The sequence below is a fragment of the Oceanobacillus sp. Castelsardo genome (assembly GCF_001659985.1).
In the GTDB taxonomy this organism is placed as follows: Bacteria; Bacillota; Bacilli; order Bacillales; family Amphibacillaceae; genus Oceanobacillus.
In genome coordinates this window covers 77191-102972 of the sequence record NZ_LYCS01000003.1, presented here as the reverse complement: position 1 = coordinate 102972, position 25782 = coordinate 77191, and the positions used below count along the sequence as shown (strand labels likewise).

The following is a 25782-nucleotide window of genomic DNA, read 5'->3' as shown; positions in this document are numbered from 1 at the left end:
CTTAAAATTTTATAATTTTAGTTTGACTGAACGCTCACTCATCATATATGATAGGTATAACATTATAGCTTCTAGACTTTTCAGATAAATGAAATCGTTAACATTAGTTGGATAAAAAGGAGAGGAAGAAATGGATACATTCCTAATCATCAATTGGATTGCCTTTTTAGTAGTTACCATCTATGCGCTTTACCTATTTGCAAAAGTTGTAACTACGAGATTAGCGTACATCAAACTGGGTAAGAAATCTGAGTTTGATGGCGAGGTAAAGATGCGTTTAAAACGTGTTGGAACCATTGTTTTTGGTCAGTCCAAATTACTGAAGGATAAAAAATCTGGAGCGATTCACGTCATGATGTTCTATGGATTTATCCTTGTCCAATTTGGCGCGATTGATATGTTTGTAAAGGGTCTATCACCAGGCAATCATTTGCCATTTGGCATGTTCTATCCGGGGTTTGTCTTTTTCCAAGAACTTGTAACATTAATGATTCTTGTTGCAGTTATTTGGGCATTCTACCGTCGCTACATTGAGAAGATTGTGCGTTTAAAAAGAGGATTTAAAGCGGGACTTGTACTTATTTTTATTGGAACCTTAATGCTTTCTGTTTTATTCGGGAATGGAATGGCGATGATCTGGCATGGGGCGGAAGCGGGTTGGACAGAACCTGTTGCAAGTGTCATTGCAATGATCTTTGGATTCTTATCCCCAGGAGCAGCTACAGTACTTTTTTATGTCGCATGGTGGATACATACAATCACACTATTATCTTTCCTAATCTATGTACCACAATCCAAACACGCGCACTTACTTGCAGCACCAATTAATGTTTTCTTAAGTAAGAAAGTACCGGGTAAATTGGAAAAGATAGATTTCGATATCGACGAAGAATCTGCGGAAAGTGAAGAGGAAATATCCTTTGGTGTTGGGAAAGTAGAGGATTTCCAGCAATTTCAAATGTTGGATTTCTATGCTTGTGTGGAATGTGGACGTTGTACAGACGTATGTCCAGCAGCGGGTACTGGTAAAATGCTTTCCCCGATGGATATTATGGTTAAGCTCCGAGACCATTTAACTGAAAAAGGGGCCGCAGTTACTGGTAAATCAGCTTGGGTACCTGCCTACGCGTTTTCCAATACATCCGGTAATCAAGCAAGCGCTGGTGGAGAAGCAGCTGCAACGATTCAAGAAGTAAGTCTCATTGGGGATGTTATTACAGAGGCTGAGCTTAGTGCATGTACAACTTGCCGTAACTGTGAGGATGCTTGTCCAGTAACCAATGAACATGTTGGAACAATTATGGATATGCGCCGTTACCTAGTAATGACGGAAGGGAAAATGGATTCCGATGTACAACGTGCGGTAATGAATATCGAACGCCAAGGAAACCCATGGGGATTATCGAAAAAAGACCGTATTAAATGGCGTGATGAAGATGAATCTATTTATGTACCGACTGTCAAAGAATTGAAAAAGGAAGGAAAAGAATTCGAATATTTATTCTGGGTGAGTTCTATGGGAGCTTACGATAGCCGTAGTCAGAAGATTGCTATCGCATTTGCCAAATTGATGAACAAAGCGGGAATTAGCTTTGCCATTCTTGGTAACCAAGAAGCAAACTCTGGAGATACAGCCCGTCGTATCGGGAATGAATTTTTATTCCAAGAAATTGCCGAGAAAAATATTAAGACATTTGAAAAACATAACGTGAAGAAGATTGTTACCATCGATCCACACGCATATAATATTTTCAAAAATGAATACCCTGATTTTGGCTATGAAGCAGAGGTGTATCACCATACGCAATTATTATATGACCTTGTGAAATCTGGAAAACTAGCACCAAAACGTGAGATTAATGAACGCTTAACGTATCATGACTCTTGTTATCTAGGAAGATATAACGGAGTTTACGACCCGCCAAGGGAAATCTTGCAATCTATTCCTGGGCTTGAGTTAGTTGAAATGGATCGTAGTCGTGAAAATGGAATGTGTTGCGGTGCCGGTGGTGGCTTGATGTGGGCAGAAGATACAACAGGGAACCGTATCAACGTCGCACGAACAGAACAAGCACTAGCCGTTAACCCATCCATGATTTCATCCGCATGCCCATTCTGCCTAACGATGCTAAGCGACGGGACGAAAGCCAAAGAAGTAGAAGAAGACATCAGCACCATGGACGTAGCTGAGATCTTAGCTTTATCGGTATTAGTAGAGGAAAAAGAATTAGTTTCCTAAGTTAAGTATCTAGAAAATAATGAAAATCTGATTGGCTGGTGAGCTCCCCTGTGTGAACTTCTCTAGGGAGCTCACCTAGGCCTTTCCAGCGAATGATACATTCTAGTGTTGGCGATGCCAAGTTTTCTGAAGCCCAATTTGGAACTTTGTAAAATAAATTTAGTTTGGGATAAATACTGATAAATCAAGCGTGAAAGCTGATATCCGCGCATGAGTACTGATAAATCAAACGTGAAAGCTGATATCTACTCACGAATACTGAAATCATGAGCGAATAATGACTTCTGAAAACTGACCGAATGCTCAGTCGACTTAAATTTATATAAAAAAGGGGAGTTTTAAGTGACTAAAACCGTAATCGTTTCTGGAGCAAGAACACCTTTTGGAAAATTTGGAGGATCCCTAAAAAACTTAACCGCGTCTCAACTAGGAGGTAAAGCAATCAAGGAAGCATTAAACCGAGCTGAAATAGATGGATCAGAAGTAGACGAAGTGATCATCGGAACCGTACTCCAAGGCGGACAAGGGCAAATCCCATCTCGCCAAGCGGCAAGAGAAGCAGGCATGCCGTGGGATGTAAAGACTGAAACCATTAATAAAGTCTGCGCCTCGGGACTAAGAGCCGTAACATTGGCAGACCAACTCATTCGCTTAGGTGACGAAGAAGTTATTGTTGCAGGTGGGATGGAAAGTATGTCCAATGCACCATACTTCATGCCAGATGCAAGATGGGGAAGTAGAATGGGAGATAGCAAAGTAAAAGACCTAATGATTCATGATGGATTATCCTGCTCTTTTACAGGTGTTCACATGGGTACTTATGGGAATTCAACAGCTGAAGAATTTAATTTAACAAGAGAGGCTCAAGATGAATGGGCATACCGAAGTCATATGAAAGCAATCGAAGCGATAGAATCTGGAAAATTTAAAGAAGAAATCGTTGCTGTTGAAATTCCGCAACGTAAAGGGGACCCGATTTTAGTAGATACCGATGAAGCTCCTAGAAAAGATACAACGGTTGAAAGACTTGCAAACTTACGCCCCGCTTTTAATAAAGATGGAACAATCACTGCTGGAAATGCACCGGGAATCAATGATGGTGCAGGTGCATTTGTTTTAATGTCAGATGAGAAAGCTGATGCATTAGGAAAAACTCCTTTAGCTACTATTGTAGGTCATGCAGAAGTAGCTGTAGAAGCAAAGGATTTTCCACAAACACCGGGACTTGTTATTAACAAGCTGTTAGAAAAGACCGGACACTCGATTGAGGATATCGATTTATTTGAAATTAATGAAGCGTTTGCAGCTGTAGCATTAGCGAGTGGACAAATAGCAAATGTTATTCCTGATAAGCTAAACGTAAATGGTGGTGCGGTTGCACTAGGACATCCAATTGGAGCAAGTGGCGCACGTATTATCCTTACGTTAATTCACGAATTAAAACGTCGTGGCGGTGGACTAGGAATCGCTGCAATTTGTAGTGGTGGTGGTCAAGGGGATGCGATTTTAATCGAAGTGCCATAACAATTATTCTATTAAAAGGCACTATTGGAGTGTATATCAGTACAACTGAGGGATATATCAGCACTACCGAGGGATATATCAGCAATGCTGCGTTTATATCAGCACTAGCAAGGGGTATATCAGCAATGACGTGTTTATATCAGCACTACCAATCATTAAATCAGCAATCGATAGCGAGTGGGATTAATTGTGTGGTAGGAAATAAAACAAAATTAGGAGGCAAAAAATGAGCATTAAAAAAGTAATGGTAGTTGGTGCGGGGCAAATGGGATCGGGTATTGCTCAAGTATTTGCCCAATCTGGCTATGAAGTTGTCTTAAATGATTTAAATGAAGAGGCATTACAAAAGGGAATTCGTTTTATTGAAAAGGTTCTAAGTAAAGACGTTTCAAAAGGAAAGATTACGGAAGAAAGGAAAGCAGATGCATTAAGTCGTTTGTCTACTTCTGGAAGTTTAAAAGATGCTAGTGACTGTGACTTGGTTGTTGAGGCAATTGTAGAGAAGATGGAAGTGAAGATGAAAGTGTTTAAGGAATTAGATCAAATTGCTCCAGAACATGCCATATTAGCATCTAATACGTCTTCCCTTCCAATTACGGAAATTGCTGCGGTAACCAATCGTCCGGAAAAGGTAATTGGGATGCATTTTATGAATCCGGTTCCAGTTATGAAATTAGTGGAAATCATTAGAGGGCTTGCGACGAGTGATGAAACGTATGAAGCTATTGCTCATGCTTCGAAACAATTAAATAAGACATCGGTCGAAGTGAATGATTTCCCTGGTTTTGTTTCGAATCGGATTTTATTACCAATGATTAATGAGGCTATTTTTACCGTTTATGAAGGGGTTGCCTCACCAGAAGATGTAGATACCGTAATGAAGTTAGGTATGAACCATCCGATGGGACCGTTGCAATTAGCGGATTTCATTGGATTAGATACATGCTTATCCATTATGGAAGTTCTTCATGAAGGATTAGGCGACAGTAAATATCGCCCATGTCCATTATTAAGGAAATACGTAAAGGCGGGTTGGCTCGGTAAGAAATCTGGCAGAGGGTTTTACGAATATAGTTAATGCAACTCAGGTAGGGGGCTATTTGTATGGAGCTACGCTTTACGGAAGAACAAGAAATGATGCGTAAGATGGTTCGTGATTTTGCGGAGAAAGAAGTAGCTAAAGAGATTGAAAGAATGGAAACAGAGGATCGTTTTCCAATTGAAATAGTTGAAAAAATGGGAGAACTCGGTTTAATGGGAATTTCGATACCAGAAGATTATGGTGGAAGTGGGATGGATTTTACTTCTTATATCATTGCCATTAACGAATTATCTAAAGTTAGTTCTGTGTTAGGAGTTATATTATCTGTTCATTCATCCGTTGGCACCAATCCGATTCTTTATTTTGGCACAGAAGAACAAAAAAAGCATTACATTCCTAAACTAGCTTCAGGAGAATATTTAGGGGCATTTGCATTAACTGAGTCAGGTTCTGGTTCAGATGCAAAAAATTTAAAAACAACCGCAAAAGATAATGGTGATCATTACGTGTTAAATGGATCCAAAATCTTTATAACGAATGGTGGAGAAGCAGATACGTATATTACTTTTGCTAGAACCGCGAAGGATGAAATTAGCGCATTTATTGTGGAAAAAGACGCAAAAGGACTACATATTGGGAAAAAAGAAAAGAAAATGGGGCTCCACGGTTCTAATACGGTACAAATAAGTTTTGACAATTGTATTGTTCCGAAAAAACAACTTTTAGGCAAATTAGGAGAAGGATTTAAAATTGCATTGTCTAATTTGAATGTAGGACGAATTGGAATTGGCGCACAATCACTTGGGCTTGCTGAAGGGGCGTTACAACATGCGATTTACTATGCAGAAGAAAGGGAACAATTTGGCAAAGCCATTGCACGAAACCAAGGTATATCTTTTAAATTAGCAGATATGGCAACAGAAATAGAAGCAGCAAAACTATTAGTCTACCATGCAGCATCTCTAGTAGAACGAGGTCAAAATTGCGTAAAAGAGGCATCCATGGCAAAAATGTATGCTTCCAATACAGCGATGAAAACAGCAATCGAGGCGGTGCAAATCTTTGGTGGAAACGGATATACAAAAGATTTCCCCATAGAACGATATTTCCGCGATGCAAAAGTAACCCAAATCTATGAAGGAACAAACGAAATCCAACATCTAGTGATAGCGAATCAATTATTAGGAAAATAAATCATATATAACCCGCGGAAAGCGAAGTGTATTCTGACTGCGGATTTGTAGTATAAATTGAGGGGGATATAAATGAATTTCCAATTAACCGAAGAACAACAAATGTTAAGAAAAATGGTCCGAGATTTTGCAGAAAACGAGGTAGAACCTACAGCAGCAGAACGGGATGAAGAAGAACGTTTTGATCGAAGCATATTCGATAAAATGGCTGAACTAGGATTAACAGGAATTCCTTGGCCAGAAGAATATGGTGGAATTGGAGCCGATTATGTGAGTTATGTCATCGCAGTGGAAGAATTATCACGAGTTTGTGCATCAACAGGAGTTACATTATCTGCACACCTTTCCTTAGCAAGTTGGCCAATATTTAAATATGGAAATGAAGAACAAAAGAAAAACTTCCTAACCCGTCTAGCAACAGGTGAAGCATTAGGAGCGTATGCATTATCTGAGCCAGGAGCTGGAAGTGACGTGGCTGCGATGAAGACGACAGCGAAAAAGGACGGGGACGATTATATTCTTAACGGAAGTAAAGTATGGATTACCAATGGTGGGGTAGCAGATTTATATATTGTTTTTGCGAAAACAGATGCAGATGCAAAACATAAGGGGATTAGTGCATTTATTGTGGAAAAAGGAACAGAGGGATTCTCCTTTGGAAAGAAAGAAAAGAAACTAGGTATTCGTTCCTCCCCTACAACAGAGCTTATTTTTGAAAACTGCCGTATACCGAAAGAGAACATGTTAGGTGCAGAGGGGGAAGGATTTAAAATTGCCATGACGACGCTTGACGGTGGAAGAAATGGGATTGCTGCACAAGCACTTGGCATTGCGCAAGGTGCTCTTGATGCAGCGGTAAATTATGCAAAAGAACGTGAACAGTTTGGCAAACCAATTGCAGCAAATCAAGGAATCTCTTTTAAACTAGCAGATATGGCTACCGAAATAGAAGCGGCAAGACTATTAACCTATCAAGCAGCTTGGCTTGAATCAGAAGGACTTCCATATGGGAAAGCATCTGCCATGTCGAAACTATTTGCTGGAGATACCGCAATGAAAGCAACAGTGGAAGCGGTGCAAATATTTGGTGGGTATGGTTATACGAAAGATTATCCTGTTGAGCGCTATATGCGTGATGCGAAAATCACGCAAATTTATGAAGGGACCAATGAAATTCAACGATTGGTTATTGGAAGAATGGTAACGAAGTAAAAGAATAAGTGATTGGATGAGATGAGTGCCGGAATGATGGAAAATCCAAATCATACCGCCACTCATAGAGTAGATGGGACCCGAATGCAGGGGAAACAAGATCATAAGATCACATTCATTGTAGATGCCGGAATGTTTTTGCTGCCATGCTAGTTTCTATTTACTAATAAAAAAACATACGAGCTAAAAAGATGTAATTTGAAAGGAAGTAAACAATGCATGAAATAGTAGAACGGATAAAAAACAAGGAAGTGCGTGCATTAGCAAGAGCAATCACCATGGTAGAAAACGACCATCCAGATAAATTGGAACTTCTTAGTGATGTCTTTTCCTTACAAAAACAAGCATTATATGTAGGATTAACAGGCTCTCCTGGTGCTGGGAAAAGTTCTCTTGTGAATCGGTTAATCTCGCAAATTAGAAGCGAGGGAAAAACGGTAGCTGTTATTGCGGTTGACCCAACGAGTCCGTTTAGTGGGGGGGCATTACTAGGAGATCGGGTTCGAATGAATGAACATTTTACCGATGATGGTGTGTACATAAGAAGTATGGCTACACGTGGTAGCTTAGGTGGGCTTGCACGGGCAACTAAAGATGCCGTTCGAATATGTGATGCGTTTGGTTTTGATGTTGTTATTGTGGAAACAGTTGGGGTAGGTCAATCAGAATTAGACATTATGAAAATAGTAGATACGACGGCTGTTGTTTTAACTCCTAATAGTGGAGACGTTTTACAAATCTTTAAAGCTGGAATTATGGAAATTGCCGACCTATTTGTTATAAACAAAGCGGACTTAGATGGTGTAAGAAAGTTGAAGCGGTTGTTAAGGGAACTTGTTATGATGACTGCGACAGAAGAACATATGGTGGCGATTGTTAAAACGATAACGACTCAAAATGAAGGTATAGATGAACTGTGGGAGAAAATGAAGGAACATCATGATTATTTATATTCGACACAAGAAGGAAAACGAAAACGGAATGCTCAATTCGAATTGGAAGTGTATGAGTTAATTCGCGAAGAAATTTGGCGGGAGGTGAAAACCTTTATCGAGCATGATAATGACAGCCTTCCAGCAATGGACTCAACTAATGATCCGTACCAACTTGCGAAAGATTTATTAGTGAAGTGGAAGGAGGCCGAAAAGGTTGAATAAAAATAAAGTGGTATCAAACGTCAAGGACCAGCAGCTTATTAAAAAACGTCGGGACCAAATGATAAAAGGTGCTATTACTCTATTTAAAGAGAAGGGCTTTCACCGGACAACAACGAGAGAAATTGCAAAAGCGTCTGGTTTTAGTATTGGAACACTTTATGAATACATTCGAACGAAAGAAGATATTTTATATCTGACTTGTGATGCGATATATGACCAAGTTCGAGAAAGAATAGAGACTGCCTTTGAATTAGAGAAGCCTTCCCGTGAGAGTTTAGTGAAAGTGATTGAATCCTATTTTTATTTAATGGATGACTTACAAGAGGAAATTTTAATTTTATATCAGGAAGCAAAGTCTTTAAAGCAAGAAACAAGAAGTTATATATTGCAAAAAGAACGGTATATGGTGGATATACTGGAAAAAGTAATTCTGAATTGTATTCCTAAACAAGTCACGAAACAAGAAGCAATCATTTTGGCAAATAATATTTTTGTTCAAGGTCATATGTGGGGCTTTAGGAGATGGATTTTGCAAAAGCAATTTTCATTAGAGGAGTATATTCATTTGCAGATCAACACGATGTTAAGGGCAGTTGAAAAGTAAATCAAAATATGAGTATCCCTTTTACTCAGAATTATGTATGGTGCTATGTCTACCGCTACGGAAATACACTGCGCTTTCACTTCCAGTACAGGGGCGACATCTGCTCAAAAAGCACTCGCAGTGTCTACCTTGCCGCGGGTGCCCCGTGAGCCTCCTCGAGCTGAGCACTAAGAGGTCTCACTTAGTCACTATTCCCGCAGGACAAGGAATGCTACGTCAGCGATACATCGCACGCAGAAAATGCGGAGGCATTTTCAAGGAGTCTCTGTGTATTTCCTCCGCTAGATGGTGCTTTGCAACGTCATAAACCTCTTTACTGCTTACACAGTTATGCTCTCTTATGATAGTTGATTGGAGCGGAAATCAACAGCACTTACCTCCAGTAAGATTATGTGCATAACAAGGACAATTATTTATTCTGAGCTAGTGGAATAATCATTATTCAAAATATAAACTTAAAGGAGGAAATATGGTGGAACAAGTAGAAGTATATCGTCCGAAAAATCCTGTTCGTTTTGTAACTGCGTCAAGTTTGTTTGATGGGCATGATGCATCCATTAACATCATGAGACGAATTATTCAAGCTAGTGGTGCAGAAGTCGTTCATCTAGGCCATAATCGTTCTGTAGAAGAAGTCGTTCACGCTGCAATTCAAGAGGATGTTCAAGGTATTGCGATATCATCTTACCAAGGCGGACACGTAGAATACTTTAAATATATGATTGATTTATTAAAAGAATTGGGTGCTAGCCATATTAAAGTGTTTGGTGGTGGCGGAGGGGTAATTATCCCAAAAGAAATTAAAGAATTGCATAACTATGGGGTATCTTGGATTTTCTCGCCTGAAGATGGCCGAAAGTACGGACTTCAGGGAATGATTAACAAAATGATCGAACTATGTGATTTCATTCCGCCAATAAATATAGAGAAAGACATGGAGAAACTTCTTCAAGGTGATCGAAATGCAATGGCTAAATTTATTACATTTGTGGAATCGGAAGAAACAGATCCAGAAGAAAAGCAGCGTGTCATAAAAACACTAAAAGAAAAGGCAAGACCAAACACACCTGTTCTTGGAATAACTGGTACTGGTGGAGCGGGAAAAAGTTCCTTAACAGATGAATTAATCCGACGATTTATGAATGAAGTTCTAAATAAGAAAATAGCGATTATTTCCATTGATCCGACGAAAAGGAAAACCGGTGGGGCTTTACTTGGAGACCGAATCCGTATGAATGCTATATTTAGTGACCGCGTTTATATGCGTTCCTTAGCAACAAGGGATTCAAGAACGGAATTATCCAAAGCAATTCAAGATGTCATTGATGTCGTTCGAGCTTCTGGATTTGATTTCATTATTGTGGAAACGAGTGGAATTGGTCAGGGAGATGCTGCTATAACAGACATTACTGACCTATCCATGTATGTCATGACATCAGAATATGGAGCACCGACTCAGTTAGAGAAAATTGATATGATTGATTTTGCGGATTTCATCGTGATTAATAAATTTGAACAAAAGGGTTCTGAGGACGCTTTAAATCAAGTTCGTAAACAATATGAACGTAGTCGGATGTTATTTAAACAAGATAAGGAGCAATTCCCTGTTTTTGGTACGATCGCTAGTCAGTTTAATGATGAAGGAACGAATGCATTATTTGCTTCCATCATCGATACGCTAAATGAACGTTATGAATGGAATGTGTCTGTTGATTTTGATAGAAATCGAATTGCTGAGAAACATAATCGTATTATAACCAATGACCGTCGTCACTATTTACGTGAGATTGCGGATTATGTTCGTAAATATCACGAAAATGCAGAAAAGCAAAGCGATATAGCACGCAAGTTATATCAATTAGATGGAGCAATCAAGACTATTGAACAAGAAGCAGCAAATGAAATGTGGCAAGAAACGGCAGCAACGACAGAAGTTAAGACCCTGAACCAGGAGGATGTTTTAGCGAATTTAAAACATACATTGGATCATTATGAAGAACAATTAAACCCAACAGCGAAAAGGCTTTTAGATTCATGGGAAGTATTAAAAGAAAGATATAGTGGAGATAAAATGACTTTCCAAGTTCGTAATAAAGAAATTGAAATGGATATCACGACAGAATCTCTATCTGGTCTTAAAATCCCTAAAGTTGCTTTCCCAAAATACCAAGATTGGGGAGAGCGATTAATGTGGATGCTAAAGGAAAATGTACCTGGCGCATTCCCATTCACTGCTGGGGTGTTCCCATTCAAACGAGAAGGCGAAGATCCTACAAGACAATTTGCAGGCGAAGGAACACCGGAAAGAACAAACCGAAGATTCCATTATCTGTCTAAAAATGATGATGCCAAACGATTATCGACTGCATTTGACTCCGTGACGTTGTACGGGGAAGACCCAGCTTATCGTCCGGATATTTATGGGAAAGTTGGAGAAAGTGGTGTGAATGTTTGCTCATTAGAGGATATGAAAAAACTGTATGCCGGCTTTGATTTGACGGACCCATTAACTTCTGTATCGATGACAATTAATGGCCCAGCACCAATCATTTTGGCAATGTACTTTAATACAGCGATTGATCAACAGGTGGATAAGTTTAAAGAGGAACAAGGTCGCAAGCCAAGTAAGGAAGAATTTGAAAAAATTAAAGCAGACACAATATCGGTTGTTCGTGGTACGGTTCAAGCAGATATTTTGAAAGAAGACCAAGGACAAAATACATGTATCTTCTCTACTGAATTTGCGCTTCGAATGATGGGAGATATTCAACAATATTTCATCGATAAGAATGTACGTAATTATTACTCTGTTTCGATTTCTGGTTATCATATTGCAGAGGCGGGCGCCAATCCTATTACACAATTGGCATTTACACTAGCGAATGGCTTCACGTATGTAGAATATTATTTAAGTAGAGGAATGGATATTAATAAATTTGCACCAAATTTATCCTTCTTTTTCTCCAATGGGCTAGACCCGGAATATACGGTTATTGGAAGAGTAGCTAGAAGAATTTGGTCCATTGTCATGCGAGACAAATACGGAGCAAATGAACGAAGTCAAAAATTAAAATATCATATTCAAACTTCTGGCCGTTCCCTACATGCTCAAGAAATTGACTTTAATGATATTCGTACTACTTTACAGGCTTTGCTTGCAATACAGGACAATACAAACTCCTTGCATACAAATGCATATGATGAGGCAATTACAACACCAACAGAGGAATCCGTTCGTCGCGCCATGGCCATTCAAATGATTATTAATAGGGAATTTGGTTATACGAAAAATGAAAATCCACTTCAAGGTTCTTTCATTGTTGAGGAACTGACGGATTTAGTAGAAGAAGCGGTTTTACAAGAATTTGAGCGAATGAATGATCGTGGTGGAGTACTAGGTGCAATGGAACGTCAATACCAACGCGGAAAAATCCAAGAAGAATCCCTTTACTATGAGAGTAAAAAACACTCTGGTGAACTGCCAATTATTGGTGTGAACACATATCTAAATCCGAATCCAACATCAGATGAGGATATTGATTCCATGGAGCTTGCGCGCGCGACCCAAGAAGAAAAGGAACATCAGATTATCGAATTGAAAAAATTCCAAGAAAAACATCAAGAAAAAACACCAGAAGCATTAAAACGACTAAAAGAAGTAGCAGCCTCTGGTGGAAATATTTTTGAAGAACTTATGGAAACCGTAAAAGTAGCCAGCCTCGGCCAAATCACCCAAGCACTATACGAAGTCGGTGGACAGTATAGAAGGAATATGTAGGGAACCTAATGTTATCTCGAAGTGTATTCGGGTTGCGGATAAAAGGTAGAGTACCTAATAAAACTCGATTCCTAAAAAGTTGAGAAGAGTTATTTTCTCAACTTTTTTATGTTAAAATAGGGCATAAACCATACAAGATTGTTTATAATGTTTGGTATGACTCTTGAAAAGAATATTACATTATAGTTAAATATAGTCATCATAATGATTATTTCTAAAAGAGGTTGTTCAAAAAGTCCGGTTTATCCTCCTTTTTGAACACACACTAACAGGCCTTAAAGCCATCATTATATAAGTAAAAAGGAGTGCTTACCGTGAGCTTAAAAGATTATAGCCCGGAACAAATTGAAAATATGTCAATGTTAGAATTGGCAAGTGTTATCCTGAAAGAAGAGAAAAAAGCGCTACACTTCAAAGAAATTTTTGACAGGGTTGCAGAAGTAAAAGGCTTTTCTGAAGCTGAAAAACAAGAAAAAATAGCGCAATTTTATACAGATTTAAATGTAGATGGACGATTCACAACTTTAGGATCCAATATGTGGGGGTTAAAACGTTGGTACCCAATCGAACAAGCAGACGAAGAAGTACATACTCCTAAGAAGAAAAAGAAAAAAGCAACGAAGAAAAAACGTAAAGAAGAGGAAATGGAAGAAGAAGAGGACTTCGATGAAGAAGAAGATCTTCTTGAAGATGAAGACATTGATGAAGAATTCGATGAAGAAGATATAGAAGATGATGAGGAGGAACTAGACGAAGACGAAGAATTAGATCCTGACTTAGACGAATTCGATGACTTTGATGAAGATGAAGAAGAGATAGATGAGGAATTCGACGAAGAAGAACTTGATGACGAAGACGAAGAAGAAAAATAATCACTAAGCTCGAATATAGTAACATTTTTAAAGTGTAGAAAAGTTTAAAAAAAGGAATAATTTTTTTAAAGTCGTGTTCAAAAAGGAGGATAAAAAAGACCGAGTCGGCTAAAGTCGCAACGTCCTTTTGCAACGCCGACACTAGCACGTCCTGTGCGTCGGAATTTCGAGGCGGCGCAGCCTTGAGCATAAGGAAAGCTTCTTTGATTCCGCATCGCACGTAGGAGAAGTGTTCTTCTTTTCCAAGGAGCGGAATGTACATTAAGGGTACATGAGGAGCGTAAAGGCAAGCCAACGAGCTTCCACAGGATGTGGTGACTTCGACGTTCGTCACAGGACGTGACGGAACTTAGTCGAAGGTCCCCTGTAACGAAGTGTCATTTTTACCGGACTTTTTGAACAACCTTAAAAAACAATTATTGACTTTTTTTGAACAAGTGAGTACAATCTTACTTGGGCTCTATTTGACAGAAACATAGCGTCTCCCTTCTGAATTTAAGGGAGGCGCTTTTTATTTTTTATTTATTATTTTTGGAATCTGTATCAATCATTTTAGCTTTCCGTGTTTCACCGTAATAGCGGGGAAGCTATTATGATTATTGCAGATTTTTTCCATTAGAACTCATTTTATTATTTTATTAGCACAAAATAGGTTTAAGCGAACAACCTAAGAAAGAGGGATGAATTTTGACGAAGTATATATTTGTAACAGGTGGGGTTGTATCTTCACTAGGAAAGGGCATAACAGCCGCTTCACTGGGACGTTTATTAAAAAACAGAGGATTAAAAGTAACCATTCAAAAATTTGACCCATATATTAACGTAGATCCTGGTACGATGAGTCCATATCAACATGGGGAAGTTTTCGTAACAGAAGATGGAGCAGAAACAGATTTAGATTTAGGTCATTACGAACGTTTTATTGATATTAACTTAAATAAATATAGCAACATAACAACAGGGAAAGTCTATTCTAGTGTGATTCGAAAAGAAAGACGTGGAGACTATCTAGGTGGTACCGTTCAAGTTATCCCTCATATAACAAATGAAATTAAAGACCAAGTATTCCGTGCTGGAGAAGCAACAAAAGCAGACGTTGTTATTACAGAAATTGGTGGTACGGTTGGTGATATTGAGTCTTTACCATTCTTAGAAGCTATTCGCCAAATTAAAAATGAAGTAGGCAGAAACAGTGTAATGTATATCCATTGTACACTTGTTCCTTACATCAAAGCGGCTGGAGAACTTAAGACAAAGCCAACTCAGCATAGTGTAAAAGAGTTACGTTCTTTAGGTATCCAACCTAACGTTGTCGTACTACGAACAGAAGAACAAATTAGCAAAGAAATGAAAGAAAAAATCTCCCTATTTTGTGATATTGATGAAGAGGCAGTTATTGAAATGCCTGATGCGGATACACTATATCAAGTTCCTCTTACATTACAAGAACAAAAATTAGACCAATTAACATGTGATCATTTTGGCTTGGATTGTGATCCGGCAAATATGGAGGAGTGGAAAGCACTTGTCTCTAAAGTAAGAAATCTATCTAAGACTGTTAATATTGGTTTAGTAGGTAAATATGTGGAACTTCAAGATGCCTATATTTCTGTAGTTGAATCATTAAAACATGCTGGTTATGTGTACGATGCAGACATTAAAGTACATTGGATTAATTCAGAAAGATTAACAGAAGATGGTATTAAAGAAGAATTGAAACATGTAGACGGAATTTTAGTTCCTGGTGGATTTGGTGATCGTGGAATTGAAGGTAAAATTTCTGCCATTCGTTTTGCCCGTGAAAACAATATCCCGTTTTTCGGAATTTGTCTTGGAATGCAATTAGCATCTGTAGAATTTGCACGTAATGTTCTAGGATTAGAAGGTGCACATTCAGCGGAAATTGATCCACAAACTCCATACCCAATTATTGACCTTTTACCAGAACAAAAAGGTGTGGAAAATCTAGGTGGTACACTTCGTTTAGGTGCTTATCCATGCAAATTAGTCGATGGAACGAAAACAAAAGCAGCATATGATGGTGCTGATATAGTGGAAGAACGCCATCGCCACCGTTATGAGTTTAATAATGATTATCGTGAACAAATGGAAGAAGCAGGCTTTGTATTCTCTGGTACAAGCCCAGATGGAAGATTAGTTGAAACAATCGAAATAAAAGACCATCCATGGTTTGTTGCATGTCAATTCCATCCTGAATTTACTTCACGTCCAACAAGAGCTCAAAGCTTATTTAAAGGCTTTGTTGGTGCATCTGTTGAACAAAAGGAAAAGTAAAAGATTATTCTAAGCCCTGAACAAAAAATGTTCAGGGTTTTTTGTTAACGACATTATTTTTAAAATAAAGCAGGAAAATCTCATATGAGTATAGAAATGAAAGTATTGGGGGAAAAAGTGGTTTTATGAAATTTTTTGTTGATTTGATGTTAGGGGGAGGATTTTATTGGGTAAGAATAAAATTCTAGTAGTAGATGACCAAATAGGAATTAGGTTATTACTTAAAGAAGTATTGAAAAATGAAGGATACGAAATTGAAGAAGCAACTACTGGTAAAGAAGCGTTAGATCAACTTAATACTACAGCATTTGATCTAATGATTTTAGATTACAAATTACCAATCATGGATGGAACGGAAGTGCTAGAAAAGCTAGAAAAAGATAATGTGGAAATTCCTGCCATTGTCATGAGCGGTCTAGTAGAAAACATCGCATCCGAGGCGAGGAAGTATAAGCTTGTTAAATCAGTAATTGCAAAGCCTTTCAACATAAATGAGTTTGTAGAAAAGGTTCATGCCATTGTTGGGAATCGGACAAATATGAAGTAAATGGTGATTTCTAAAAGCTTGCACCTAATGGGACAAGTTGGTATTCTAATTATGTAATAAAAAAGTACAACTTATGTGAATGAATTCACTAGAGGAGGATATCATATGCCATTAGTATCAATGAAAGAAATGCTTGAAAAAGGAAAAGAAAATGGTTATGCGGTAGGTCAATTTAATATCAATAACCTAGAATACATTCAAGCAATTCTACAAGCGGCAGAAGAAGAAAAATCACCTGTAATCTTAGGTGTTTCTGAAGGTGCAGGAAAATATATGGGTGGATTTAACGTTGTTGTAGCAATGGTTAAATCTTTAATGGAATCTTATGGTACAACTGTCCCTGTTGCAATCCATCTTGACCATGGTTCAAGTTTTGCAAAATGTGCGGAGGCTATTCATGCAGGATTTACATCTGTAATGATCGATGCTTCTCATGATCCAATTGATGAAAACATTGCAACTACTAAAAAAGTAACAGAACTTGCACATATTCACGGTGTATCTGTTGAAGCTGAAGTAGGAACTGTAGGTGGAGAAGAAGACGGTGTTATCGGTGGAATTATGTACGCTGATGTTAACGAGTGTAAACGTCTTGTTACTGAAACTGGAGTTGACTGTCTAGCTCCTGCACTTGGTTCTGTACACGGCCCATATCAAGGTGAACCTAACTTAGGTTTCAAAGAAATGGAAGAAATCTTAAACGCTGTACAAGTTCCGTTAGTACTACATGGTGGTACAGGTATCCCAACTAAAGATATTCAAAAAGCTATTTCATTAGGAACTGCTAAAATTAACGTAAACACAGAAAACCAAATGGCACAAACAGCTGCTGTTCGTAAAACATTAGAAGAAAAAACTGAATTATATGATCCACGTAAATATTTAGGACCTGGTACAGAAGCAATTAAAGAAACTGTTAAAGGTAAAATGCGTGAATTCGGTTCTACAGGAAAAGCATAAAGAGAATCTTCAATAAGTGGGTGGCTTTTTCCCGGTATTGTTAGAGGAACGAATCGGACTTTTACGGGCAATTTACCCTAGGAACTATTGGGTATTACTGCCCGTTGAGTTGCGGTAAAAAACATAAAACGACGAATGGATTGGGAAAAACCCCTATCCACTCGTCGTTTTATCGTATATAATGGAAAATGATGTATAAATTTTTCAGAATAGGAGTGAAATTATATGCAATTTTTTATTGATACAGCTAATATCGATGAAATTCGCGAAGCAAATGCACTTGGTGTTCTGGGAGGAGTAACAACAAACCCTAGTCTTGTTGCCAAGGAAAAAGATGTTGATTTCCATGATCGTTTAAGAGAAATCACTGCAGAGGTTACGGAAGGTTCTGTTAGTGCAGAAGTTATTTCTTTAGACGCGGAAGGAATGATTGCTGAAGGTAAAGAACTAGCAGCAATTGCACCAAACATTACGGTAAAACTCCCAATGACTTTAGAAGGCCTTAAAGCAACAAAAGCTTTAACTGACCTTGGAATTACAACCAATGTTACCTTAATTTTTAATGCAAACCAAGCATTACTAGCTGCACGTGCTGGTGCTACATATGTTTCTCCTTTCTTAGGCCGTTTAGACGATATCGGTCAAAACGGTATGACTTTAATTCGCAACATAGCTGAAATCTTTGATATTCATGGAATTGATTCAAAAATTATCGCTGCATCTATTCGCCATCCAATGCATGTTACAGAAGCAGCTCTAAATGGTGCGGATATTGCAACAGTACCATTTAATGTATTAGCTCAGCTTGTAAAACATCCATTAACTGATCAAGGTATTGAGAAGTTTTTAGCTGACTGGAATAAATAATTTGTGGAAAATTGAATGAAATAAATAGATATCGTAAATGATATAAATAGAGCGAATAGATTATTCGCTCTAACTCTTTCTTATCTCCTTTGTCATACATATGAAAATGGAGGACCATGATTACCTCAAAAGAGGTGGTTCAAAAAGTCCGATGAAAATGAGATGCCCCTTCAAAAGGGAAGGTGTGAGTTGGGCGCAAAGCACGATTTGTGTCGGCCTTCCTTCAAAGAAGTTAGTTGGCTTACCTTTCTACTACTAAAAGCTACGCGGCCTCGGTCTTTTTTGAACACATACTAAAAGCGAGGGTTACGGATGCAAAAAATATTAATTGAAGGCGGCCATATGCTAAATGGCCAAGTAAGAATTAGTGGTGCGAAAAATAGTGCAGTAGCTCTTCTACCAGCTTCGATTTTAGCGGATTCCCCTGTAATAATTGAAGGATTACCACAAATCTCTGATGTCCAACTACTAAGTGATCTTTTAGAAGAAATTGGTGGCGATGTAAGTTGGGATGAACAAACAATTACGATTAATCCAGCTAAGATGGTGGACATGCCTTTACCAAATGGAAAGGTAAAGAAATTAAGAGCCTCGTATTATTTTATGGGCGCTATGTTAGGTAAATTTAAAAAGGCGGTAATCGGACTCCCTGGTGGTTGTTATTTAGGACCGCGACCGATAGACCAACATATCAAAGGTTTTGAAGCACTTGGCGCAGAGGTAACGAATGAACAAGGTGCCATTTATTTACGTGCTAAAGAACTAAAAGGTGCAAGAATTTACCTTGATGTCGTTAGTGTTGGTGCAACGATTAATATTATGCTTGCAGCGGTTCGGGCTAAAGGAAAGACGGTTATTGAAAATGCTGCAAAAGAGCCAGAAATTATTGACGTTGCTACATTATTAACGAATATGGGTGCAAAGATTAAAGGTGTCGGTACAGACGTAATACGAATTGAGGGAGTACCTGAACTTCACGGCTGTAGACATACGATTATCCCAGATCGAATAGAGGCAGGAACATACGCAATAGCCGCTGCAGCACAAGGTAGGGAAGTGATTATTGATAATGTCATCACCAACCATTTGGAAGCTTTGCTTGCAAAGTTTAGAGAAATGGGCATACGTGTGGAGGAAGGTGATGAACAATTATTAATTGCTCCAGGAAACCGACTGAAAAGCGTTGACATTAAAACATTGGTTTACCCAGGATTTCCAACAGACTTACAACAGCCTTTTACAGCCTTGTTAACAAAGGCTGAAAATACTGGTGTTGTAACGGATACCATATATTCTGCACGACTCAAACACATTGATGAGTTAAGACGCATGAACGCCGCCATCAAAGTAGAGGGTGGTTCTGCTATTGTTAGTGGGCCTGTAAAGCTTCAGGGTGCTAAAGTGAAAGCATCGGACTTACGTGCAGGTGCTGCTTTAATTGTTGCAGGGTTAACGGCTAACGGAATAACGGAAATAACTGGTGTGGATCATATCGATAGAGGATATCAACGAATAACAGAAAAGTTAGGCCATCTTGGTGCAAATATTTGGCGGGAAGAAATGGATGAAGTAGAAATTATCCAATTTCAAAATTCATAACGTGGTAGCCATAAGCCTGGAATACGCCGCTTCGAGGACATGGCTATTGCAGCTATTTGCGTGAATAAATAAATTTTATACTTTCAATTCTAATGAAAAAGAAGATAATAAAGGGTTCATTTTATATTTTTTACAAATTTAGAAGGAATTTAAAGATTTTTATCGAACCAGAATAAGTAACTAGTAAAAATGTAAAGTAATCTTATTCAATGGGAGAGCGCGAGTAAATAGTAGTAAATATGTAAAGGGTAGTACATGACCGAAAAAACTACAGAAGAAGTAATACTAAGTCTTCGTATAACGAAAGGGAGCTAGACCTTCTCTGGCTTCCTTTCCAATCATATAAAAACTATGAAACTGATAATTTTCCCACAAAATTTATGAATACCCCAACAAAAAAAGTATTGAATAAGTAAAAATTTAAGGGTAAGATTATATTGTCTAATATAAGCAGATTCCGCTTTAAGCAACGAAACACCGATTAGGTTTCTTCATTTTTACTTCCAAATTATTTCTTCGCAAAGGGTTTAACCTTCTCAAAAGAAGTAGAATAAATCATTTTTAGCAGATAGGAAAAGAATAAAATAAATTTAAGCAAGGAAGTATTTCATTACATTAAAATAATGAATGTTTCAAGATATAATTAAAAGCCTTCTTTTTTTATGATGGCTTAACTTTTTAAAATAATAATTCATCTTATGTAGAAGATGGTATTGGATTGGACGAAGGTGAAAATATGTCTGCATTAACAATCTCTCAATTAGAGACGTTAACTTTAAAAGAATTATATGCATTAGCAAAGGAATATCGAATTTCTTATTATGCTAAATTAACGAAAAAGGAACTCATTTTTGCTATTTTAAAAGCACAAGCAGAAAAAGATGGGTACTTATTTATGGATGGTATATTGGAAATCATTCCTTCAGAAGGTTTTGGTTTCTTAAGACCAATTAACTATTCTCCAAGTGCTGAAGATATTTATATTTCAGCATCACAAATTCGTCGTTTTGATTTGAGAAATGGGGATAAAGTTTCTGGAAAAGTAAGACCTCCGAAAGAAAATGAACGTTATTACGGGTTATTACATGTTGATGCGGTGAACAGTGAGGATCCAGAAACAGCTAAAGAACGAGTTCACTTTCCGGCACTAACTGCTTTATATCCAGATCGATTTATGCAATTGGAAACAGATAACAGACAATTGTCCACGCGTATTATGGACTTGATGACTCCTGTTGGTTTTGGACAACGTGGATTAATTGTTGCCCCACCGAAAGCGGGTAAAACAGTGCTTCTTAAACAAATTGCAAATAGTATTACTAAAAACCATCCACAGGCAAAATTAATTATTTTATTGGTGGATGAGCGTCCGGAAGAAGTTACAGATATTGAACGTTCTGTAAGTCCTGATGTGGATGTAGTAAGTTCCACGTTTGATGAGATCCCAGAAAGTCATATCAAAGTATCGGAGCTTGTTCTAGAAAGAGCGATGCGTCTCGTTGAACATAAACGTGATGTTATTGTTTTAATGGACAGTATTACTCGATTAGCCCGTGCATATAACTTAGTTATTCCGCCGAGTGGTAGAACCTTGTCGGGAGGGATTGACCCTGCTGCGTTCCACCGTCCGAAACGTTTCTTCGGTGCGGCAAGAAATATCGAAGAAGGTGGGAGCTTCACGATATTAGCTACAGCCCTAGTTGATACCGGGTCACGTATGGATGATGTAATCTACGAAGAATTTAAAGGTACTGGTAATATGGAACTTCACCTAGACCGTCACCTTGCAGAAAGAAGAATCTTCCCAGCAATTGACATACTTAAATCTGGTACACGTAAAGAAGAATTACTTATTCCGAAAGAAAATCTGGATAAAGTATGGATGCTACGTAAAACAATGCAAGATAATCACGAATTCCTAGATCGCTTCTTGAGAAAGCTAAAATCAACCAAATCTAACGAAGAATTTTATCAAGTTATGGATGAGGAAATGAAGAGAAAAGGAATGAAGCGTTAGTCCCATTTGTCACTTGAAGGGAAATTCTAAGTTTAATTGGGATGCGGGTTTTAGTAGAAAATTTACGATAGTTACTTGCAAACAAGAAACGACACTGGTATAATTCATAGATGTGAGTTTAGATAATCGAATCTAAAATAGGTATTTTTTGAAAAGGGAAAAGATAGTACTTTTTCAAAAAGCCCCTAAAATAACTCTGTTTCCAAGGGATTCAGGGCATAAGGAGTGGAAAAGCATGAAACAAGGAATTCATCCTGAGTACAGAAAAGTAGTATTCTTAGATACTAGCTCAGACTTCAAATTCTTGACTGGTTCAACAAAATCTTCTAACGAAACAATCGAATGGGAAGATGGCAACACTTATCCTTTAATCAAAGTTGAAATCAGTTCTGATTCACACCCATTCTACACTGGTAAACAAAAAGCTGATAAAGTCGGCGGACGTGTGGATCGATTCAAGAAAAAATATAATATGAAATAAGAGGGAAGCTCTATTTTTAATGAGTGGAACTAGCTTGATAAACCTGGAATATTTCATTCCGACTATCAAAAACAGGCAAAATAATAATATTTTGCCTGTTTTCGCTTTTTTGGCAGATAGATTGCGATAAAATGTTCTTTAAATTTACCTATTTCGTGGTAAACTAATGAAGGTTTATAATAAATGAAAGTTAAACTTTAACGTTAGGAATAATAAAAAGCGAGGTTCTCTACATGTATGTAATGAAACAAAGTGGTTGGGTTGAAGTAATATGTGGCAGTATGTTTTCCGGAAAATCCGAAGAACTCATTCGTCGAGTTCGTCGTGCTACTTATGCTCATTTAACGGTGCAAGTTTTTAAGCCAGCAATAGACGACCGTTATGATGAAACGGAAGTCGTATCGCATAATGGAATGTCTACCGTCGCCCGACCAATTAATCGGATAGAAGAAATCTTTGAGCACATCAATCCTAATGTCGATATTATTGCCATTGATGAAGCACAATTTTTCGATGATGCTATCGTTGAAATCGCAGAACAGCTTGCTAAGAATGGTGTTCGTGTTATAGCAGCCGGATTAGATACAGATTTTCGTGGAGAACCTTTTGGCCCGATGCCTCAATTAATGGCTATTAGTGAGTCGACAACCAAATTAAATGCCATTTGCCCAATTTGTGGTTCACCGGCAAGCCGTACACAACGGCTCATTAATGGGAAACCGGCATCGTATGATGACCCTATTATCCTTGTTGGAGCATCTGAATCTTATGAGCCAAGATGTCGCCATCATCATGAAGTACCGAATAAACCAACAAAACAATTTTTGAAAATCAAATAGAATAACAACGTGGAGCACCTAGTTTGGTGTTCTTTTTTTTGTCTATTATATTTTATTATATAGGGGAAAATATTAAAGCAAATAATCGTGTACACTTCCAGGATTGTACAAATTGTATATATTTAATTTTAATGGAGATAGCGATTCTCACGGTTGAGTCGGACTGAAAAGTGGGAGTAGTCAACCGAGATAGAGGTTCTCACGGTTGAGTCGGAATGAAAAGCAGGAGTAGTCAACCGAGATAGAGGTTCTCACGGTTGAGTCGGAATGAAAAGCAGGAGTAGTCAACCGAGATAGAAGCTCTCACGGTTGACTCGGAATGAAAAGCAGGAGTAGTCAACCGAGATAGAAGCTCTCACGGTTGAGTCGGACTGAAAAGTAGGAGTAGTCAACCGAGATAGAAGCTCTCACGGTCGAGTCGGAATGAAAAGCAGGAGTAGTCAACCGAGATAGAAGCTCTCACGGTTGACTCGAGAGGAAAAGTAGGAGTAGTCAACCAAGAGAGCAATACTCACGGTCGACTTTATCCGCTCCATCCTTTACTCCTTACCTTAACTTCCCCAAAATACTTTGACCCCACCCCTCTGTGTATAATATAATATTACTGTTAATGAGAAAGAGGTGTACGTGATGATTGATCGTTTACAGACATTAGAAGATCGTTATAATAAGTTAAATGAATTACTTAGCGATCCGGAAATTGTGAATGATACAAAGAAACTTCGTGATTATTCGAAAGAACAGTCGGATTTATCGGATGTTGTTCAAGCATACCGTGAGTATAAAGATATTGATAAACAATTAAAAGACGCAAAAGAAATGCTTGAAGAAGACTTGGATGATGAAATGTATGAAATGACAAAAGACGAAATCCAAGAACTTTCTTCTGCTAAAGAAGAACTAGAAGAAAAGATGAAGATTTTACTTCTACCTAAAGACCCGAATGATGACAAGAACGTATTCATAGAAATTCGCGGTGCTGCAGGTGGGGATGAGGCTGCATTATTCGCTGGCGATCTTTATCGTATGTATTCTCGCTATGCGGAGAGCCATGGTTGGAAGACAGAGGTAATGGAGGCACACACAACAGGTGTTGGTGGATATAAAGAAATTATCTTCATGATTAACGGGAACGGTGCCTATTCTAAATTAAAATTTGAAAATGGCGCGCACCGTGTTCAACGTGTTCCAGAAACGGAATCAGGTGGTAGAATTCATACTTCGACAGCAACAGTTGCGGTGTTACCAGAGGCTGAAGAAGTAGAAGTGGAAGTGCATGATAAAGATATTCGTGTTGATACGTTTGCATCTAGTGGCCCTGGTGGTCAAAGTGTTAACACAACGATGTCAGCGGTTCGTTTAACCCACTTGCCAACAGGTATTGTTGTTTCGATTCAGGATGAAAAGTCCCAAATCAAAAACAAAGAAAAAGCAATGAAGGTACTACGTGCTCGAATTTATGATAAATTCCAACAAGAGGCCCAGGCTGAATATGATGAAACGAGAAAGTCAGCAGTTGGTACGGGAGATCGTTCGGAACGTATTCGTACGTATAACTTCCCACAAAACCGTGTGACCGATCACCGAATTGGATTAACGATTCAAAAGCTTGACCAAATTTTGCAAGGAAAATTAGATGAATTTGTGGATGCATTGCAATTAGAAGAACAAGCGAAAAAACTAGAACAAATTGGTGAATAAGATGAGTGAAAAATTATACGAAGTCCAAAACTGGGCTTCTCTTTTTTTAGAAAAACATAATCGAGAACCGAGGGTCGCGGAAATATTAATTCAACATCATTTAAACATATCAAGAAGTCAATATTTCATGATGATGCAGGATGAAATTCCAGAAGAAAAGGTAAAAAAGATTAAAAAGGATATCCAAAGACATGCCGAAACGGGGATACCGGTACAACATATAATAGGGTATGAGTGGTTTTATGGACGGAAATTTGCCGTGAATGAACATGTGCTCATTCCAAGACCGGAAACGGAAGAGCTTGTCGAGCATGTTATCAACAAGGTGGGGAAGGAACCTGTAACGATTGCTGATATAGGAACAGGTAGTGGGATTATTGCTACTACTTTAAAATTGGAATTACCTCATACAACTGTTTTTGCATCGGATATTTCAGAGAAGGCATTGGAAGTGGCGAAAGGAAATGCAGAAACGTTACATGCGGATGTAAACTTTATTAAAGGTAATTTTTTACAGCCATTTGTGGAGGGGGACGTACCTATAGATGTACTTGTATCTAACCCACCTTATATTGCGAAGTCGGAAGAAAAACTATTGTCAGATACGGTGAAGAACTTTGACCCATCCCTTGCACTGTTTGCGGAAGAAGAAGGTCTTGCAGCATATCGAATGATTATGGAACAGGCTAGGAAAATTCCTAATTTGAAAGGGATTGTTTTCGAAATAGGGCACAGTCAAAGTAAGGCTGTGCATCAATTAATACAATCCAATTTTCCTGAAAGTACGATAGAAACGATACAAGATATCAATGGAAAGGATCGAATCGTATCTGCTCAGCTATGAAAAGGGTGGCA

19 protein-coding genes are annotated in these 25782 nt (G+C 38.2%); all 19 read left to right on the top strand.

The features are described from left to right. The first annotated feature begins 130 nt into the window (after window positions 1–130). The 19 genes from A9178_RS07250 (at window position 131) to prmC (ending at window position 25771) form a co-directional block, all read left to right on the top strand. Window positions 131–2239 (top strand): heterodisulfide reductase-related iron-sulfur binding cluster, encoded by a 2109-nt coding sequence (locus A9178_RS07250; RefSeq protein ID WP_068673851.1) that lies wholly within the window; start codon window positions 131–133, stop codon window positions 2237–2239. A gap of 342 nt (window positions 2240–2581) precedes the next feature. Further along, window positions 2582–3763: an acetyl-CoA C-acetyltransferase gene (locus tag A9178_RS07245; RefSeq protein ID WP_068673849.1), complete on the top strand. Its 1182-nt coding sequence runs from the start codon at window positions 2582–2584 to the stop codon at window positions 3761–3763. A 226-nt stretch (window positions 3764–3989) separates the two neighbouring features. Continuing rightward, a complete protein-coding gene (locus A9178_RS07240; protein WP_068673847.1) occupies window positions 3990–4841 on the top strand; it encodes a 3-hydroxybutyryl-CoA dehydrogenase in 852 nt (283 codons plus the stop codon). Between the two features lie 26 nt (window positions 4842–4867). Continuing rightward, window positions 4868–5998: an acyl-CoA dehydrogenase gene (locus A9178_RS07235; RefSeq protein WP_068673845.1), complete on the top strand. Its 1131-nt coding sequence runs from the start codon at window positions 4868–4870 to the stop codon at window positions 5996–5998. Between the two features lie 72 nt (window positions 5999–6070). After that, entirely contained in the window at window positions 6071–7210 is a 1140-nt protein-coding gene (locus tag A9178_RS07230; protein WP_068673842.1) for an acyl-CoA dehydrogenase, read from the top strand. A gap of 215 nt (window positions 7211–7425) precedes the next feature. Next, window positions 7426–8367: a methylmalonyl Co-A mutase-associated GTPase MeaB gene (gene meaB / locus A9178_RS07225; protein ID WP_068673840.1), complete on the top strand. Its 942-nt coding sequence runs from the start codon at window positions 7426–7428 to the stop codon at window positions 8365–8367. Continuing rightward, window positions 8360–8971, top strand: coding sequence for a TetR/AcrR family transcriptional regulator (locus A9178_RS07220; RefSeq protein WP_068673838.1), 612 nt, complete (start codon window positions 8360–8362; stop codon window positions 8969–8971). Before meaB ends, A9178_RS07220 begins: the two co-directional genes overlap by 8 nt. Window positions 8972–9443: 472 nt before the next feature. Beyond that, the gene (icmF, locus tag A9178_RS07215; RefSeq protein ID WP_156520724.1) at window positions 9444–12749 is read left to right on the top strand and encodes a fused isobutyryl-CoA mutase/GTPase IcmF; all 3306 of its coding nucleotides are present in this window, start codon (window positions 9444–9446) and stop codon (window positions 12747–12749) included. A 314-nt stretch (window positions 12750–13063) separates the two neighbouring features. After that, window positions 13064–13621, top strand: a complete 558-nt coding sequence (gene rpoE, locus A9178_RS07210; protein ID WP_068673834.1) for a DNA-directed RNA polymerase subunit delta — start codon at window positions 13064–13066, stop codon at window positions 13619–13621. Window positions 13622–14308: 687 nt separating this feature from the next. Continuing rightward, window positions 14309–15916 carry a CTP synthase gene (locus A9178_RS07205; protein ID WP_068673832.1) on the top strand — a complete coding sequence of 536 codons (1608 nt, stop codon included), beginning with the start codon at window positions 14309–14311 and terminating at the stop codon, window positions 15914–15916. 166 nt (window positions 15917–16082) lie between these two features. Beyond that, window positions 16083–16463 (top strand): response regulator, encoded by a 381-nt coding sequence (locus tag A9178_RS07200; RefSeq protein ID WP_068673830.1) that lies wholly within the window; start codon window positions 16083–16085, stop codon window positions 16461–16463. Between the two features lie 105 nt (window positions 16464–16568). Beyond that, entirely contained in the window at window positions 16569–17423 is an 855-nt protein-coding gene (gene fba, locus A9178_RS07195; protein ID WP_068673827.1) for a class II fructose-1,6-bisphosphate aldolase, read from the top strand. A gap of 225 nt (window positions 17424–17648) precedes the next feature. Then, a complete protein-coding gene (gene fsa, locus A9178_RS07190) occupies window positions 17649–18290 on the top strand; it encodes a fructose-6-phosphate aldolase (protein WP_068673826.1) in 642 nt (213 codons plus the stop codon). A gap of 312 nt (window positions 18291–18602) precedes the next feature. Further along, on the top strand, window positions 18603–19889 hold the full coding sequence (locus tag A9178_RS07185; protein ID WP_068673823.1) for a UDP-N-acetylglucosamine 1-carboxyvinyltransferase: 1287 nt from the start codon (window positions 18603–18605) through the stop codon (window positions 19887–19889). Between the two features lie 736 nt (window positions 19890–20625). Further along, window positions 20626–21906, top strand: a complete 1281-nt coding sequence (gene rho / locus A9178_RS07180) for a transcription termination factor Rho (protein ID WP_068674265.1) — start codon at window positions 20626–20628, stop codon at window positions 21904–21906. A gap of 235 nt (window positions 21907–22141) precedes the next feature. After that, window positions 22142–22387, top strand: coding sequence for a type B 50S ribosomal protein L31 (locus A9178_RS07175; RefSeq protein ID WP_068673822.1), 246 nt, complete (start codon window positions 22142–22144; stop codon window positions 22385–22387). Window positions 22388–22620: 233 nt separating this feature from the next. Beyond that, window positions 22621–23226 (top strand): thymidine kinase, encoded by a 606-nt coding sequence (locus tag A9178_RS07170; RefSeq protein WP_068673820.1) that lies wholly within the window; start codon window positions 22621–22623, stop codon window positions 23224–23226. A gap of 630 nt (window positions 23227–23856) precedes the next feature. Further along, window positions 23857–24927, top strand: a complete 1071-nt coding sequence (gene prfA / locus A9178_RS07165) for a peptide chain release factor 1 (protein WP_068673818.1) — start codon at window positions 23857–23859, stop codon at window positions 24925–24927. A gap of 1 nt (window position 24928) precedes the next feature. Further along, window positions 24929–25771: a peptide chain release factor N(5)-glutamine methyltransferase gene (prmC, locus tag A9178_RS07160; protein WP_068673816.1), complete on the top strand. Its 843-nt coding sequence runs from the start codon at window positions 24929–24931 to the stop codon at window positions 25769–25771. The last annotated feature ends 11 nt before the right edge of the window (window positions 25772–25782 follow it).